The organism is Hymenobacter rubripertinctus (assembly GCF_003583925.1).
Lineage (GTDB): Bacteria > Bacteroidota > Bacteroidia > Cytophagales > Hymenobacteraceae > Hymenobacter > Hymenobacter rubripertinctus.
Genome location: NZ_QYCN01000020.1, coordinates 22,455 through 38,532, shown reverse-complemented (window position 1 = coordinate 38,532; position 16,078 = coordinate 22,455). Strand labels below are relative to the sequence as shown.

Sequence of the window (16,078 nt, the reverse complement as noted above, 5' to 3'; positions counted from 1 at the left end):
TGTTGATTCGTCACCCAACGTCAGCACGCGAGATTCTTCGACTACGGCTCCGCACACTGGCTTGATGCGCCACATGCTCAGAATGACGTTCTGTTTATACTTGGTTCCGTACCGATACTCACTACTCACTACTCACTACTCACTACTCACTGCTCCCCTAAACCTGCCACTCCCCGGCCAGCAGGCGCGGAATCAGGGGCTGGATGATGCGGTAGCTGGCCCCCCAGAGCGGGTAATCGGCCCCGACGCGGTAGAAGGGTACCCGGCGCGGGCCGGGCCAGCCGGATAGCTCCCAGGTTTCTTCCACGTGGTTCAGCTCATCGGCGAGGTGGCGGAGCGGGATTTCCAGCACCTCGTCCACCTCCCGGGCCTGCCACTGCCAGCGGGCGGGCCGCTCAATCCGGCCCAGAAACGGGCTGATGCGGTAGCCGCTGGGCACGGGCACGGTGGGCAGGGCGGCCAGCACCTGCACGTGCGCGGGCGGCAGGTGTACTTCCTCGAACGCTTCGCGCAGGGCCGTAGCGCGCAAATCGGCATCAGCTGGCTCGGGCTTGCCGCCGGGGAAGGCCAGCTGCCCGCCGTGGACGCCAAAGGCTGTGCGGCGAACCATGACTACCTGCACTTCCCCGGCCGCGTCGCGGAATACGGGCACGAGTACGGCCGAGTCGCGCAGGGTGTGGGGCAGGGGAAAATCGTGAATGGACAGCAGCTGGGACATAGCTGCAAGGTACGCCGGCGGGGCCGGCCTGGTTCAGCGCACCACGTAGGTGCCGGTGGCCGCCACCGTCACGGTGGGCAGCTCGTGGTGGGTTTCGAAGTACTGGTAGCCCGGGGCCAGCTCCCGCCAGAACGCCAGGTGGGGGCTTTGCAGGCGCCGGGTCAGCTGGTCGGGCGTCAACTCGAACGGAAAAATGTGCACCGGAATGCTGAGCTGCCCGGCGGCGCGGGCCTCCACGGCCAGCACGTACAGCTCCCGGATGCCCGCGTCGGTGATGGGCAGGCAGCCGATGGTTTCGGTCGAGCCATGCACGAAAATATTGTCGCCGGGGTCGAGGCCGGGGGCGGTGCGCAGCTGGTCGGCGGCGTTGGGGTAGTCGAGGCCCAGGGAAAGCAGGTACTCGCTGTGAGCGTTGAAGCGGTTGACGGCGTAGAAGCCCTCCGGAATCTGGCCGTCGCCGGCCTGGCGCTTGGGTCCGAGCGTGCCCGAGGTGCCGGCCAGCGGCAAGGTGCGCAGCAGCACAAACGGCCCCGTGCCCTGGTTGCGCCCCCACACTTCCACCCGTCGCCCCAGCTTAAAGGCCCGCACGAACAGCTCCAGCCGCTCGGGCATCAGCCCGTTGCGGCGCAGCAGCACCTGCACCGGCGCCTGATACCGGGCATAAGCGTCGCGTACCCGGGGGTAGCGGAGCTGCCCGGCGCGGAAGGCCGGGTCGGGTTCGGGCTGCTGGGTGGCCGAGCGGGCCACCAGGGCCGCCGCCAGGGCCAGGGCCAGAAACAGGAGAATGCGCATCGAAGGAAGGAAGGAAGGAAGGAAGGAAGGAAGGAAGGAAGGAGGCGTGGCCGGTTAGGTCGGTCCGCGCAGCCCTAACGACGCCAACCGGTGCGGTAGTATATAGCGCGAGGGCCAAATTGTTGGATTCGCTATTTCTGCGTAGACTCGCTCTTATGAAGGAAGCTGCTTCTCCCGACCCCCTTGGCCCGGCCTTTCAACCGCTGGTGCTGCCCCAACCCCCCGACTACGAAGGCCCCGTGCAGGCCGTGCTGGTGCGCTACCTGCCCCCGCCCACCGCGCCCGCCGCCGGGGCCGTGCTCTACGTGCACGGCTTCAACGACTACTTCTTCCAGCGCGAAATGGCCGAGCAGTACGCCGCCCACGGCTACCACTTCTTCGCCCTCGACCTGCGCAAGTACGGCCGGGCTCTGCTGCCCCACCAGCGCCCCAACAACGTGCGCGACCTGGCCGAATACTTCCCCGACCTCGATGCGGCCCTGCACCAGATCCGGGCCGCCGGCCACACCCGCCCCGTGCTCAGCGGCCACTCTACCGGCGGGCTGATTACGGCCCTGTACGCGGCGCGCCACCCGGCCGGCCTCGCGGCGCTGGTGCTCAATAGTCCGTTTCTGGCCCTCAACCAGCCCTGGCTGCGGCGCAAGGTGGCCGCACCCCTGGCCGGCGGCCTGGGCCGGGTGCTGCCCAACCTGCCCCTGCCCGCCGGCCTGCCCGATACCTACGGCCAGAGCCTGCACCAGGCCTACCGGGGCGAGTGGGAGTACGACTTAGCCTGGAAGCCCAACCAGGTGTTTGGGGTGAATGCGGGTTGGCTGGGAGCCATCCGGCGGGGGCAGCGGCAGGTGGGGCAGGGGTTGGCACTGCCGCTGCCGGTGCTGGTGCTGCACGCCGAACGGAGCACCGGCGGCCGGCAGTGGCGGGAAGCGTTCCGCCGCGCCGACATCGTGCTCAACGTGGCCGACATCCGCCGCCTCGCCCCGCGCCTGGGGCCGCACGTTACGCTGCAAGCCGTTCCCGAGGCCATCCACGACGTTTTTCTGTCTGTGCCCGAAGTACGGGCCGCTGCCTACGCCGCACTGTTTCGGTGGCTGGCCGACCAGGTTGGGCAAGCAACTGCTTCGCCCCAATAAAGAAAGCCGAAGCCAGGACGCCCCCCCTTGCGCCCGCCGAACAAGCCGGGCACCACTCCGGCCCCGCCGGCGTTAAGGGCACATGCTGATCCGGATAGCTGTTCTGTTGCTGCTGACTCTACCAGTGTTGCCCGCCGGCCCTGCTCAGGCCCAAACCGCGCCTGCGGCCTCCCTGGCCAGCAGGGTAAAAGCGGCCCGTTGGCGGCAGCGGGTGCTGCTTATCTGCGCGCCCACGGCCACCGATGCCCGGCTGCTCAAGCAGCGCGCATTGCTGCAACCCGCCCGCGCCGGCCTCACCGAGCGCGACCTGCTGGTGCGGGAGCTGCCCTGGGCCAGCCTGCCGGCCGCCGACCGCAACTACCTGCGCCAGCTGGGCGGCTCGCCGGATGCGTTCCGGGTGCTGCTCCTTGGTAAAGACGGGGGCGTGAAGCGGCGCGATACCGCGCCGGTTGCCCCCGCCGCCCTCTTTGCCACCATCGACGGCATGTTTATGCGCCGCCAGGAAATGAAGCGGGTCAGGTAGAGCGGCTGTCAGAAAGCACGTCATGCAGAGCGCAGCGAAGCATGACGTGCTTTCTGATAACTGACAACCTGCTGTTACGCACCATTGGGTTTGGGTTGACTGCCGCCGCACCCTACATCGTTCTTCGGCTGCGTAACAGCAGTGACAACTACCCACTGCTGCCGCTACCTTTGCCGTCTATGAACCAGTCTGCCCTTTTCAACTTTCTCGCCGACCTTGCCCAGCACAACGAGCGGGAGTGGTTCCAGGCCCGCAAGCCGACCTACGACCAGCTCCGGCGCGAATTTGAGGTGCTGGTGGGGCAGATACTGGCCGCCCTGGCCGCCGAGGAGCCGGCCCTGGCTACGCTGGAGCCCAAAAAGTGCATCTTCCGCATCTACCGCGACGTGCGGTTTGCCAAGCGCAAAGACCCCTACAAAACCCACTTCAGCGCCTATTTCGCGGCGGGCGGCAAGCAGAGCGCCGGCCCCGGCTACTACTTCCAGCTCGGCCCCAACGGCCAGACGATGCTGGCCGGCGGTATCTACCAGCCCGAAAAGGAGCAGCTGGCCCGCATCCGCCAGGAAATCGACTACAACGGCCCCGCCCTGCACCGCATTCTGGAGGCCCCCGCGTTCCGGCAGTTTTTCCCGGGCCTCGAAGGCGAGCAGCTCAAGCGCCCGCCCGCCGGCTACCCCGCCGACCACCCCGACATCGGGTACCTCAAACACAAAAGCTTCGTCGTGTCGCACAGTGTGCCCGATGCCACGGCCCGCCAGCTCAACCTGGCCGAGTACGTCCCCGCCGCCTTCCGCGCCCTGCGCCCGTTCGCTGACTTTTTGCGGGAGGCAGTGGAAGGGTAGCAGTGGGGAGGAGGGGAGGTGCGAGATAAGAAAGAACGGTCATGCTTCGACTCCGCTCCGCTTCGCTCAGCATGACCGTTCTTTGCCTTTCCACCCCATTCCCTCCTCACCCCAGAAAATGCCCTACAATTACGATGTGCTGATAGTGGGCGCGGGGCCGGCGGGCACGGCCTGCGCCCTGGGGCTGGCCGGCAGCGGCCTGCGGGTGGGCCTGCTCGACAAGGCCCAATTCCCGCGCGACAAGGTGTGCGGCGACGCCATTCCCAGCCCCGCCCTCAAGGCCCTCACCCGCCTCAACCCCGCCTGGGCCGCCGAGCTGCGCGCGCTCACGGCCGGATACCGCACCGATATGCGCACCAGCCGCCTCGTGTCGCCGGCCGGCACCGGCGTGAGCGTGCATTGGCAGGCCCCCGCTTTCAACTCGCCGCGCCTGCATTTCGATGACGCCCTGCTCACGCTCGTGCGCCGCCACACCGCCACCGACATCCGCGAAAACAGCCCCGTCAAAACCGTTTCGGCCGATGCGGCCGGCGCGGCCGTGCAGCTCGCCGACGGTACCCGCCTCACGGCCCGTCTGCTCATCGGCTGCGACGGGGCGCACTCGGCCGTGGCCCGCGCCCTGGCCCCCGCCCCCCTCGACCGCGCCCGCCACTGCGCCGCCGTGCGGGCCTATTTTGAGCAAGTAGCCGACGTGCCCGCCACCACCAGCGACTTTCTGTTTCTGGGCCGCTACCGGGCCGGCTACTGCTGGGTGTTTCCGGTGGGCGCGGGTCGCTTCAACGTGGGCTTCGGCATGCTCTCCTCGGATGTGGCGCGCCAGAAACTCGACCTGAAACGGGTGTTGCAGGAGCTGCTCGAAACCCMCCCCCMCCTGGTGCCGCGCTTCACCCAGGCCCGCCAGCTCACGCCCATCCAGGGCTTCGGCCTGCCGCTGGGTGGCTCCAGCCGGCCCCTCACCGGCCCCCGCGCCCTGCTCTGCGGCGACGCGGCCGCCCTCATCGACCCCTTGCAGGGCCACGGCATCGATACGGCCGTTATCAGTGGGCTGCTGGCCGCCGAGCACGCCGCCCGCTGCTGCGCCGCCAACACCTTCGGCCCCGAGTCCCTCGCGCCCTACGCCGCCGCCGTGCAGCGCCGCCTGGGCCGCGACCTGGCCCGCCGCTACCGCCTCATGCGCCTGCTGGCCCGCGCCCCCTGGCTGGTCGAAGGTGCGTTCCGGGCCGCCCAGTGGCCCCCGCTGCGCCGGGTGCTGGTGCGGGCTATGGCGTAGGAGTAGTAAGAGTAGGCCAACTAGCCGTCGCCTGAAGCCCAACGCCCGGATGAAACGGGCTGGCCCCGCAACGCAAACACGCCAAGTGCTGCTGGGGCGGTCGGCCGCCGCGCGCGCCCGGGTGGGTACTGGCCCAACTGAGCCCGAAAGCCGCACGCGTGCCGGCTGCCAAGCAGTGGGCCACGCCCGGAAAATTCTGGTGGGGTCAGCACTATTTTTTCGCCGCTACTCTCCAGATGTGTGGGGTTACCACTATTTTTTCGCCGCTACTCTCCAGACGTGTGGGGTTAGCACGTTTTTTTCGCCGATACTCTCCCAGATGCTGAGCCCCTGGCAGGTGGTGGCAGGGAGGGGCGGGCGGAAGGGGGGGGAGGGCGTGCCCGCCGGCAGCTCAACCGGCGATTGGGGGAGTTCATCGGTTTTTTTTCCTGGATACCCCGGGTTGCGGAGCCCCACCCCTACGTCGGGCTAACTGGAGTGGTTCCCGGGTTGGGGTCTACGTCTCGTTATCCGGCTCCCTTGCTTCTTTTCCTGCCGCGCATCAGGCGGCGCATCAGGCGGCGCAACGCCAGAACGGATAGGGTACCCCGACTTGAGAATCGCTCTTTCGGGGCTTGCTCTGCGGGCCGCTTTACCGGCACGTCAGGCTACTCTGGCTGCTGGTTGTGCTGGCTGAGTCCGCCGCCGGGCGCTGGTGGGCGCTGGTGCCAGCCGGGGCAGGGTTGGCCGGGGCATAGGAGCGTACCTTGCCGACGGCACCGGGCCGGAATCCCTGGCGCACTTCAGCCGTATGAGGGGCCTGGGTAGTCCGTAAGGAATAATCCGATACGGTGTCCCTTCGCGCTTTCCGGCGGCACGTTGCTTTCAACCGGCCGCCCTCAATCAGTCCAACCCGCTTATGTCTGCCACGGCCCTCCACGACCAGTTAATTACCGCCGCCCGCTCCGGCGATGTGCCTGCCATTGAACGCCTGCTGGCCGAAGGGGCCGATGCCAACGCCCCCGACGGCCGCGGCTTCACGCCCCTCGTGCTGGCCACCTACGATGCCCACCTCGACGCCACCCGCGCCCTGCTCGCCGGCGGGGCCAACCCCAACCAGCCCGTTGGCGGCGGCAATACCGTGCTGATGGGCGTCGCGTTCAAGGGCCATACCGGCATGGCCCAGCTGCTGCTCGACCACGGGGCCGCGCTCAACGCCCGCAACGGCGAGGGCAGCACGGCCCTCATGTTCGCCGTGCTGTTCGGCCGCCACGAGTTCCTGGATCTGCTCCTCGCCGCCGGGGCCGACGCGACCCTGCGCGACAACAAAGGCCAATCGGCCCGCGACCTGGCCCGCCAAAAAGGCAACGACCACGCCCTGACGGTACTGCCCGAGTAGCCCCAACCCGCTCCTCCCGAAACGCCCAACGCCCCGCCCTCCGGTTTGCCGGGAGGCGGGGCGTTGGCGTGTACCGGACGGCCGTAGCCCAGTCCTCAGGTAATATCCGCCACCTGGAGGCCGGCGAGGTTCGCTACCGAGCCGGGCAGTTGGGTGCGGTGCAGCAGCTGCGCCAGCTCCGGGGGCAGTTCGGTTAGCAGCAGCGGCACCGCCGGGCGGGCCACCAGCTGGTAGCGCGAATCCAAGCGGTTATGTAGATCGACCTTGTCGAAGGAGTATAAGCCCCGCCTTGCGTAGCGCAGGAAGCTGTCATACCTGATTCCAGATTTAGGTTCAATGGCCATAATAGCTGTTCCTGCCTCTGGAAGTTCCAGGAAGTACTGATGCAACAAAAGCAGATTCTGTTGCGAAGCCGCTACTGATTCCGGCAATACTCCCCCAGCCGAAGCCAAATGCAGAATGCGCCCATCCTTGTCGGCAGCAAACCAATCAATATCAGAAATTTCTTGGTCGATGTCGGAGATGCACATATCTTAAATGTAATGCTCGCAGTGTTGCGTTTTGGTCCGGATAGTACAGTTGTTCCGCCGACCAAAGTCCAACAGAAGCCGTTGCATTTTGGCATCCATGCTTGGTGAGCGACGAATCACTACGAAGCAATGCTTCGGGCGTAAAGACGATTTTAACAACCGCATGGTATGAGCCAGTTGGTCGAGGGCGTGCGGGAAGTTGCTGCCTTTCAGTTCCACGTAAATTTCAGCCGGCGCTTCGGGAGCCTGAAAAACAAAGTCGCAATTCAACTCCCCAATCGGAAAAAACTGTTCCGGCTCCAATACGGTTACGGCCAAACGTCGCGGATTGAGCAGAGTGAAGGTGCTGGTTGCGCGGGGTGTTTTGACGGAGATAATGGGGTGCTTAACAGGAGTGATTGGCGGAATATTCATTCTGCGTAAGTAGAAGGGTCTAGCGCCATAAGGTCCCCGAATTGCTCAGCCGTTATATCAGATACTTTATCAAGCGTGTCAGCTCTGAGCAATCCTAATTCGTTGTCGATCAGTAGAGAAGCTTGCCCATTTTCCAAGGCGTATACTCGAAAATCCCCGATCTGTAACCGCAACGCAGCAGGTACAGTCGCCTCTAATTGAGCCAGATTGGGGGAGCCTTCAGGAAGAGACTGAGCCAATTGGCCTGCATAAATCAGATTATTGAAAGCCGTTAACAGATAGGGTGTGTGCGTAGTGAGGAATAATTGTAGGGGTGCCTTCCGCGTATTGTAGACAGCCGCCATTAGTTGAGCTAAGGCATTTTGGGCTGTAGGGTGCAAGTGGGCCTCGGGCTCTTCTATAATAGCAACCTCTGGTTCGCGGCGGGCCGCTAGGGACAGGTAACGGAGGGTAAGAACTACCGGCAAGACCTCCTGTTGGCCGGATGAGGTAATGTGGAGAGGCGTTCTGTTTCCGCGAGCCTGCACAAGAAACTCCTCTTCCTCCTCCCGTCTGAATTCGGCCCCTAACACGTCGTTGGTAAGCTTGTTTATTAACGAATTGCCCAGCTCCTGGCCAGTCGTAGGTTCGTTGCGCCGAAACGCATTATAGAAGGGGCGGAAATAGTTGATGAAATGATCTGATGAGAAAGGAGTATCCAAACGGGGCTCGTCGACAACAGTATAAGCCGCCCGGCTAGCCGGCACGAAAAGCAGCGTACTGGTCCCAAAAAGCCCCAGCGTTTGGGCGGCCGACTGTTTGAACCGCATGTATAAGGCGGTGTCGGCAAAAGCCGCCTCCTCAGGGGAGGAGTTCGGGCGCGACGCTACTGCCTGTTTTGCTCTGCTGAAAAGGTCCGCATAGAAATGAGAATAGGTGACATTCAGCTGCGCGGCATTACCCGACAACTGAATAAAATTGTCGCCATTCGAATAGCGTAACAGGGAGTCTGACTGAAAAGCCGTGGGCTCGAACATGACCCTAAACCCTGCCGCGAAGAGGGTTGCTAGGTCTTCAACTACAAACTGCGGCTGGATAGCTTGGCGAAGCAAACTATTAATGCAGCCTTTAAAGAAATACAGACACTTCACGCACACGCTCTTTCCACTAGCCTGCGGGCCGATGAAAATATTGATTCGCCCAAGCTCGATATCAATATTATCGAGCCCGGCAAAGTTGCGGATGATGAGGCGTTCAGTCATAATGAAAGATATTACGATTCCTCCAGCTTCGTCAGAATCTCCTGGGCGGCAATGGCAATCACGGTGCCGGGGCCGTACACGCCGGCCACGCCGGCATCGAAGAGAAACTGGTAGTCCTGGGCCGGGATGACGCCGCCGGCAATAACGAGGATATCTTCGCGGTTGGAGCAGCAACGGCTCAAGTTACAGTTGGCTCGGCAGATGTGCTAATACATATGCACTACATATACACGCGGCAACGCCGAAAAGGCCCTGTATGCGGCCATTGAGGGAGCTATTAGCTAATACATATACACTTGATGCCTACCTATCGCTTACCGCTTGATGCCCCCGAACAGTAAGTCAGGTATTGCTGGCGCAGGTGTTTTGGTGTCGCCGGAATGGTGAACGACAGATAACTGGCCGTCAATAGGGGCACGTAGCGGGCCGCGCCGGATGCTTCGGCCGTATCGACGCCTTCCGCCAGCTGCGCCGCCCCGGTTTCCGGCCGCGTCAGGAAATGCTGGTGCAGCGCCAGCAAATCGGTATGCGAGGCGGCTACCGAGCCCGGCAGCACCCCGCCGCCCGAAGCTAAGTGCAGGATGTGGCCGTTGGGGTCGGTAGCGAAGTAGTCAATGTCGGCGTCGAGTTGGTCGTGGGTGGGGATGAGCATGGTTTTTATAATAATTATTGCGGCAAGTCCTTTTTGCTTGCATTAAATATCATGTCACTCCAATTGTTTGCTAAATAATCTATAAAATTAATATTCTCAACAGGTTGAGATATCTTAGATAACTCTTGTCCAACTTTGGTCAAAACTACAAATCCTATATTTAAATTAATTCGTTTGTTTTCACTATCATCACGCAATGAAATATTTATTTCATTTTCAAAATATGTGAATTTGCGTTTGTTTTCATTGAATGGAATAGCAACACCTCTTCCGTGTTCAAGGTTTATCAAGCCTATGCTATCTAAATGAGAAATAGCCGTATAATTTATTTTTTGTTCTTTATATATATCGCCGTTTACATTAAGAATTATGGCTATATTTTCTCCTTCTTCGTCTTTAACTGTAAATGAACAAAGATTTCTGAATAATTCTGCATCTTCTTTATCGAGGTCCGATAAAGTGTTAATAGTTCTGCGAGAGAATGTACTTGGCCTATTAATCTCGCCTGCTAAAATCTGCGACCAAAGGTTCTGTATATCTTCGTTAGAAAAAAGCCTGGCTTTATCGAAAAAATTATTTACCCAATCCGCGTCTATCTCATCTATAGGTGCCTTCTCGTTTATATTTTCTAAAGCATTATAGACAATAGTATCAATGTTTTGCTGTTCGCGCATAGCTTGTATCATACGCGTTGCTTCAGCTCTTAAAATAAGCTCTTGCGCATTTTGATCAAAATTGCTTTTCATTAAACCGATTCTAATATCAGCGGCAGCTTTTATAGTTGCGGCATCAGCTTCGGCGAGAGCATTACGGCGAATTTGCCAAGGTTTGAATATGATACCTGAGGCTTCCGATAATTTATCTAAGAGAGCGATGATAATTGGGGAAGCTGCTTTTGCTCCTAATAAAGCTGTGCCTGTTGTGGCAATAGCTAAGCCAGCGTTAATTGGGTCCATAATGATATGTGATTTAACAGAAGGAATCTACTCCCCCAACTTCCCCAAAATCTCCTGCGCCGCTACGGCAATGACGGTGCCGGGGCCGTACACGCCGGCCACACCGGCATCGAAGAGAAACTGGTAGTCCTGGGCCGGGATGACGCCGCCGGCAATAACGAGGATATCGGCGCGGTCGAGTTGCTTGAGCTCCGCGAGCAGCTGAGGAATCAGGGTTTTGTGGCCGGCGGCCAGGCTGCTCACGCCTACTACGTGCACGTCGTTTTCGGCCGCTTGGCGGGCCACCTCGTCGGGGGTCTGGAACAGGGGCGCAATGTCCACGTCGAACCCCACGTCGGCGAAGGAGGTGGCAATGATTTTGGAGCCCCGGTCGTGGCCGTCCTGGCCCATTTTGGCCACCATCATGCGGGGGCGGCGGCCTTCGCGCACGGCAAAGGCATCGGCCGCCTCGCGGGCCTTGGCAAACTGCTCGTCGTAGCTCATCTCCTGCGAATAAACGCCCGAAATAGCCCGGATGGTAGCCTGGTGGCGGCCGTACACCTTCTCCAAAGCATCCGAAATCTCGCCCAGCGTGGCGCGCAAGCGGGCCGCATCCACGGCCAAGGCCAGCAGGTTGCCGTTCTCGTCACGGGCCGCATCCGTGAGGGCCGTTAGCGCCGCCTGCACGGCGGTTTCGTCGCGGTTGGCTTTGGTATGCTGCAAGCGGGCAATCTGCGACTCGCGGACGGCCGCGTTGTCGATGTCGAGCACGTCGATTGGCTGCTCCTCGGAGGGGCGGTAGCGGTTCACGCCCACCACAATTTCCTTGTTCGAGTCGATGCGGGCCTGTTTGCGGGCGGCGGCTTCCTCGATGCGCATTTTGGGTAGGCCGGTTTCGATGGCCTTGGCCATGCCGCCCAGCTCCTCCACTTCGGCCATCAGGGCCCAGGCCTTGTCGGCCAGTTCGTGGGTGAGGGTTTCCACGTAGTAGGAGCCGCCCCAGGGGTCCACCACGCGGGTTACGTCGGTTTCGTGCTGCAAATACAGCTGGGTATTGCGGGCAATGCGGGCCGAGAAGTCGGTGGGCAGGGCAATGGCTTCGTCGAGGGCGTTGGTGTGCAGGCTCTGGGTGCCGCCGAGCACGGCCGCCATGGCCTCCACGGCCGTGCGGGCCACGTTATTGAACGGGTCCTGCTCGGTGAGCGAGTAGCCCGAGGTCTGGCAGTGGGTGCGCAGGGCCAGGCTTTTCGGGTTCTGCGGGTTGAACTGCTGAATGAGCTTGGCCCACAGCAGGCGGCCGGCCCGGAGCTTGGCTATTTCCATGAAGTGGTTCATGCCAATGGCCCAGAAAAAAGACAGCCGGGGCGCGAAATCATCAATCTTGAGCCCCGCCGCTAGGCCGGCCCGCACGTACTCCAGGCCGTCGGCCAGCGTGTAGGCCAGCTCCAGGTCGGCGGTGGCACCGGCCTCCTGCATGTGGTAGCCCGAGATGCTGATGGAGTTGAACTTGGGCATGTGGGCGGCCGTGTATTCGAAAATATCGGCAATGATGCGCATGCTCGGCAGCGGCGGGTAGATGTAGGTGTTGCGCACCATGAACTCCTTCAGAATATCGTTCTGAATGGTGCCCGCCAGCTTCTCCGGCCCCACGCCCTGCTCCTCGGCCGCCACAATGTAAAAGGCCATAATGGGCAGCACGGCCCCGTTCATGGTCATGCTCACCGACATCTGGTCGAGCGGAATCTCATCGAACAGCAGCTTCATATCCTCCACCGAATCGATGGCCACGCCGGCCTTGCCCACGTCGCCCTCCACCCGGGGGTGGTCGGAGTCGTAGCCCCGGTGGGTGGCCAAATCGAAGGCCACGCTCAGGCCCTTTTGCCCGCCGGCCAGGTTGCGGCGGTAGAAGGCGTTGCTTTCCTCGGCCGTGCTAAAACCCGCGTACTGGCGCACCGTCCAGGGTTTCTGCACATACATCGAGCTGTACGGCCCGCGCAGATAAGGCGCGATGCCCGCCCCGAAGCCCAGGTGGCTCAGGTGCTGCACATCGGCGGCCGTGTAGAACGGCTTGAGCGTGATGCCCTCGGGCGTGGTGGTGGTATCGGAAGTGGGAGCAGCGGCCGGCGCGGGCAGCTGGGCGGCGTCGTAGGCTATCTGGGAGAAGTCGGGGCGCATTTTTTTAATTAAAAATTGAGAATTAAGAATTAAAAATGAGAGAGCCAAGCGGGCGTACGGGGCTGTACTGAGCGGCGGGACACTTCCTCATTCGGCTTCTCAATTCGCCAAAGTGAAAGGGTGGATTAGGGGATTTTTAATGTTTCACTTTTAATTTTTAATTCCCTTCCCCTGCAACCGGGCCAGTACGTCCTCGGTGCTGTAGCCTTCCACGGAAAATTCTTTTAGTCCGAAAATATGGATGGCTTCCTGCATGGTGGCCAGATCGGCGGTGAGCAGGGCGGGGGGCAGGAAGTTGGGCTCGTCAATCGGGACCTGGCTGATGGCGCGGGCCACCCGCCCGAACTGCTCGGGCGTGGCGTACATGAGCGTGGCCTGCTCGAACGAGGAAAACAAGACCGAAAGCGTTCCTTCGGGGTGGGACTGGCGCAGCTCGGGTCTTTCCAGGGCCGGCAACGTCAGCAGGAACGAGTCGAGGATGAGCTGGTTGGTATGCGCGCCTAAGAGGACCAGGGCCGCGCGCTTCTTCTTTTTTTCGCGGCGCTCGAAGTGCAGGGCCGTAGCCAGGCGCAGCACTTCGGTAGGATAAGCGGCCCGGGTGCTGTCGAAGCCCTGGCTGCGCAGGAGGCGCTTGGGGTTGTAGTCGAACTGTTCGTGGGTGTTCTGGTAGCGGTTGGTGCCCACGACCACCTGCTCGCCGCTGGCGATGCGCCGGAACTGCACCTGCGCGGCCGAGTGCAGCTGCTCCAGGATCAGGCCGGTGGCGGCGGGCAGTCCGCCGGCCGCTTCCAGCTGCTGAAACAGCGCCCAGGCCTCCCGGGCCAGCGTATCGGTGAGCGTTTCGAGGTAGAAGGAGCCGGCGGCCGGGTCCTGCACGCGGCCCAGGTAGGCTTCTTCGCGCAGCAGAATGGGCAGGTTGCGGGCCAGGCGTTCAGCAAACTCGTTGGGGGCGTGAAACAGGCTGTCGAAGGTGCCCACGCTCACGGCGTCGGCGCCGCCCAGCACGGCGCTCATGGCCTCGGTCGTCACGCGCAGCAGGTTGGTGTGCGGGTCGAGGGTGGTCTGGCTCCAGGTGGCGGTGCTGGCGAAGATGGTCAGCCGCTGGGCCACCCCGGCCGGCAGCTCGTAGGCGTGGAGCAGGGTGGCCCAGAGCCGGCGCAGCGCCCGCAGCTTGGCCATCTCGAAGAAGTAGTTTGGGGCCACTGCCACGTGCAGGTGCAGGGCCGCCGCTACGTCGGCCAGCGGCAGCTCGTCGGTGGGCAGCGCGCTCAGGTAGGCGGCGGCCGTGCTCAGCGCATAGGCCAGCTGCTGGGTGGCCGTTGCCCCCCGGTTGCCGTAGTAGGCCACATCGAGGCCCAGCGCACGGAATTCGGGCCAGGCCCGGCCGGCCGCCACCATGGCCCGCAGCTCCTGCTGCTGGGCGGCCAGATCCGGAGCGTGGCGGGTAAGGGGGTCGGATACCAGAAATCCTTTGAGCGCCACCCCGGCTCCGGCCAGCCGCGCCACCAGGGCCGCCCCACCGCCGCGCACCGAGTAGCCCACGTACGTTTCGGCCAGCGGAATCTGCCGGCTCAGGTACTCCACATCGAAGCCATCGGCGTGGGCCAGCACGAAGTGCGCGCCCTCGGCCCCCAGGCCCAGGGCGGCCGCCGCCCGGTCGATGGCCGCGTGGCCCCGGTCGAGGGCGGCCACCGCGTAGGTGGGCACGTTGCGCCAGGTGGCGCCCGCCCGCACCTGCGGAGCCGGGAGCCCGCCCAGCTCCTGGAGGGCTTCCTGGTGGTAGAAGGGCGCTACCGGAAAGCCGTCGGGTGTCTGCCAGCTGAGCGTGGCCGGGTCCTGGCCTTTTAGGTCGCGGGCCAGGCGCTGCTGCCATTGGGCGGTGGTAACGGCGGGGAACTCAGCAAAGGAAACGGGCACGGGTTGCGGCGAATCAGCCATAAAGCAGCGGGGTGGGGTAGGGAAACAGCCGGCCCGGAGGCCGGGGCTAAAGATACTGGTTCGGGGGTGAAAAGCGGTTTTTGGCGGGCAGAAGGTCTGAGCCGTACCTTTGCCCGGTTCAGTTACCCAGCCACCGACGTATTTCCTGTTACCCTCTTTGTTGCTTGTGCAGAATGATGCTGAAGAAATTACTCCTTCCACTGCTGTTAGGTAGTGCCAGCGCAGTTGAAGCGCAAACCAATTTCCGACCCGGTTATATTGTTATGGCTACCGGCGACACATTGCGTGGTGATATAAACCTGCGCGGCCAAGACCTGAATAGCCGTCAGGTGGAGCTCCGGTCGGCCGGGCATCAGGCTAGCGTGTATACCCCCGCCGACATTAAAGCATATGGTGTAGTGGGGCGACAGGATTGGGAGGCATTTGAACTTGCCGGAGAAGACACGCCGCCGACTTCCCGGTACTTTCTCGAGCGGCTGGTACGTGGGCCGGCCTCTCTCTACCGGGTTGTGACGCGCAAAGGAGTGGAAAAGTATTATCTCTTAACACCGGCTGGTAAGTTGGAACAACTTGCCAATACCCGGCAGACGCGTCAGCAGGACGGCGTCGACATCTACGTGGAAGGGCGGGAATATCAGCAAGTGTTGGCAACTGCTTTTCAGGAATGTCTGCACCTGCAACCCCAGATTACGACCACACCATTCAGAGAAAAAGCGCTGCTTGATCTTATCAGTACCTACAACACCAGGTGTATGGGGCAGCTTCCGCAGCGGGTGGTTCGGCAAACGCAGCTTCAACTACAGCTTGAAGCACTTGCCGGAATACAGCGCGGGGAAGTAGCGTTTTCGGGCGACGTGATTTACGCCGGAGCCACGTTTCGCAAGATAACACCTACCTGGGGGATGGGCATTGCCCTGACTTCCAGTCGCTCACCCACGATTTCCGCGCGTCTCGAAGCCTACTATTCCCATGAACAGTACGGTGGCACCTACAGTACGGCCGCTACCCCCAACCAGGAAATCCAGGTGACAATCGATTATTTGCGCATTCCTTTGCTCCTACGCTACACGCTTCCTCTGGATAAATGGCAGCTATTCAGCCAGGTCGGGTACGTGGCCAATGTAGCCTTGTCGCACGAGGGTATGCTGCGTTATCCGTTTTACAGTGGCTACCTCGAGCGCCGGCTGATTCCCGAAGCAAATCTTCGGAAATTGGATAGCGGCGTCCAGGCGGGTATTGGCTTCAGTAAGCAGGTAATTGGCATGCACCCGGTCAGCGTAGCCCTGCGATATGACTGGAGCACGGGCTTTATTGATTCAGAGGGTGTGCAGGCCGGAATGAACCGTTGGGGTGTTACGCTGGGCTACGGCTTGCGTAAGGAGCGTTAACAAATGCTCCATACGGTGAGGCGCACGCAGGATCGCTTGCATACAGCGGCTTCCGGGTCGGTTTTCACTGCCGCTTACTCTCCAAGAGCGTTGGTTATTGACCTGGGTTACCGGTGACGGGATGTGCGTTCTCACTGTGTAAGGGCGTTTTA

Annotated in this window: 16 protein-coding genes; 6 read left to right on the top strand and 10 right to left on the bottom strand. The window is 61.9% G+C overall.

What is annotated here, in order from left to right:
- Positions 1-157: 157 nt before the first annotated feature.
- Both D0T11_RS13630 and D0T11_RS13625 read right to left on the bottom strand, forming a co-directional pair.
- Positions 158-718 (bottom strand): NUDIX hydrolase, encoded by a 561-nt coding sequence (locus D0T11_RS13630; protein WP_119656350.1) that lies wholly within the window; start codon positions 716-718, stop codon positions 158-160.
- A 33-nt stretch (positions 719-751) separates the two neighbouring features.
- Positions 752-1,510: a L,D-transpeptidase family protein gene (locus D0T11_RS13625; RefSeq protein WP_119656349.1), complete on the bottom strand. Its 759-nt coding sequence runs from the start codon at positions 1,508-1,510 to the stop codon at positions 752-754.
- A gap of 155 nt (positions 1,511-1,665) precedes the next feature.
- Here D0T11_RS13625 and D0T11_RS13620 point away from each other — a divergent pair, with 155 nt between their 5' ends.
- From D0T11_RS13620 to D0T11_RS13600, 5 genes are all read left to right on the top strand, one after another.
- Positions 1,666-2,640, top strand: coding sequence for an alpha/beta hydrolase (locus tag D0T11_RS13620; protein ID WP_119656348.1), 975 nt, complete (start codon positions 1,666-1,668; stop codon positions 2,638-2,640).
- A gap of 106 nt (positions 2,641-2,746) precedes the next feature.
- On the top strand, positions 2,747-3,163 hold the full coding sequence (locus D0T11_RS13615) for a DUF4174 domain-containing protein (RefSeq protein ID WP_182888403.1): 417 nt from the start codon (positions 2,747-2,749) through the stop codon (positions 3,161-3,163).
- Positions 3,164-3,342: 179 nt separating this feature from the next.
- Entirely contained in the window at positions 3,343-4,005 is a 663-nt protein-coding gene (locus D0T11_RS13610) for a DUF2461 domain-containing protein (RefSeq protein WP_182888402.1), read from the top strand.
- A gap of 118 nt (positions 4,006-4,123) precedes the next feature.
- Entirely contained in the window at positions 4,124-5,275 is a 1,152-nt protein-coding gene (locus tag D0T11_RS13605; protein ID WP_182888401.1) for an NAD(P)/FAD-dependent oxidoreductase, read from the top strand.
- A gap of 898 nt (positions 5,276-6,173) precedes the next feature.
- Positions 6,174-6,653 carry an ankyrin repeat domain-containing protein gene (locus D0T11_RS13600; protein ID WP_119656344.1) on the top strand — a complete coding sequence of 160 codons (480 nt, stop codon included), beginning with the start codon at positions 6,174-6,176 and terminating at the stop codon, positions 6,651-6,653.
- A 95-nt stretch (positions 6,654-6,748) separates the two neighbouring features.
- On the opposite strand, the gene D0T11_RS22135 is transcribed toward D0T11_RS13600, so the two are convergent.
- The 8 genes from D0T11_RS22135 to D0T11_RS13570 form a co-directional block, all read right to left on the bottom strand.
- Positions 6,749-7,183 carry a hypothetical protein gene (locus tag D0T11_RS22135; RefSeq protein ID WP_147374653.1) on the bottom strand — a complete coding sequence of 145 codons (435 nt, stop codon included), beginning with the start codon at positions 7,181-7,183 and terminating at the stop codon, positions 6,749-6,751.
- A gap of 3 nt (positions 7,184-7,186) precedes the next feature.
- On the bottom strand, positions 7,187-7,597 hold the full coding sequence (locus tag D0T11_RS13595) for a hypothetical protein (RefSeq protein WP_119656343.1): 411 nt from the start codon (positions 7,595-7,597) through the stop codon (positions 7,187-7,189).
- Positions 7,594-8,838 carry an AAA family ATPase gene (locus tag D0T11_RS13590; RefSeq protein ID WP_119656342.1) on the bottom strand — a complete coding sequence of 415 codons (1,245 nt, stop codon included), beginning with the start codon at positions 8,836-8,838 and terminating at the stop codon, positions 7,594-7,596. Before D0T11_RS13590 ends, D0T11_RS13595 begins: the two co-directional genes overlap by 4 nt.
- An 11-nt stretch (positions 8,839-8,849) precedes the next feature.
- Positions 8,850-9,020 (bottom strand): hypothetical protein, encoded by a 171-nt coding sequence (locus D0T11_RS22570; protein ID WP_182888407.1) that lies wholly within the window; start codon positions 9,018-9,020, stop codon positions 8,850-8,852.
- A gap of 125 nt (positions 9,021-9,145) precedes the next feature.
- The gene (locus D0T11_RS13585; RefSeq protein ID WP_119656341.1) at positions 9,146-9,490 is read right to left on the bottom strand and encodes a hypothetical protein; all 345 of its coding nucleotides are present in this window, start codon (positions 9,488-9,490) and stop codon (positions 9,146-9,148) included.
- A 14-nt stretch (positions 9,491-9,504) separates the two neighbouring features.
- Positions 9,505-10,446, bottom strand: a complete 942-nt coding sequence (locus D0T11_RS13580) for a DUF2806 domain-containing protein (RefSeq protein ID WP_119656340.1) — start codon at positions 10,444-10,446, stop codon at positions 9,505-9,507.
- A 27-nt stretch (positions 10,447-10,473) separates the two neighbouring features.
- Positions 10,474-12,600: a methylmalonyl-CoA mutase gene (scpA, locus tag D0T11_RS13575; RefSeq protein ID WP_119656339.1), complete on the bottom strand. Its 2,127-nt coding sequence runs from the start codon at positions 12,598-12,600 to the stop codon at positions 10,474-10,476.
- Between the two features lie 150 nt (positions 12,601-12,750).
- Positions 12,751-14,538, bottom strand: coding sequence for a methylmalonyl-CoA mutase family protein (locus tag D0T11_RS13570; protein ID WP_119656338.1), 1,788 nt, complete (start codon positions 14,536-14,538; stop codon positions 12,751-12,753).
- A 173-nt stretch (positions 14,539-14,711) separates the two neighbouring features.
- On the opposite strand from D0T11_RS13570, the gene D0T11_RS13565 reads away from it, so the two are divergent.
- Complete coding sequence (locus D0T11_RS13565) at positions 14,712-15,926, top strand: outer membrane beta-barrel protein (RefSeq protein WP_119656337.1); 1,215 nt, start codon at positions 14,712-14,714, stop codon at positions 15,924-15,926.
- Positions 15,927-16,078 lie beyond the last annotated feature (152 nt).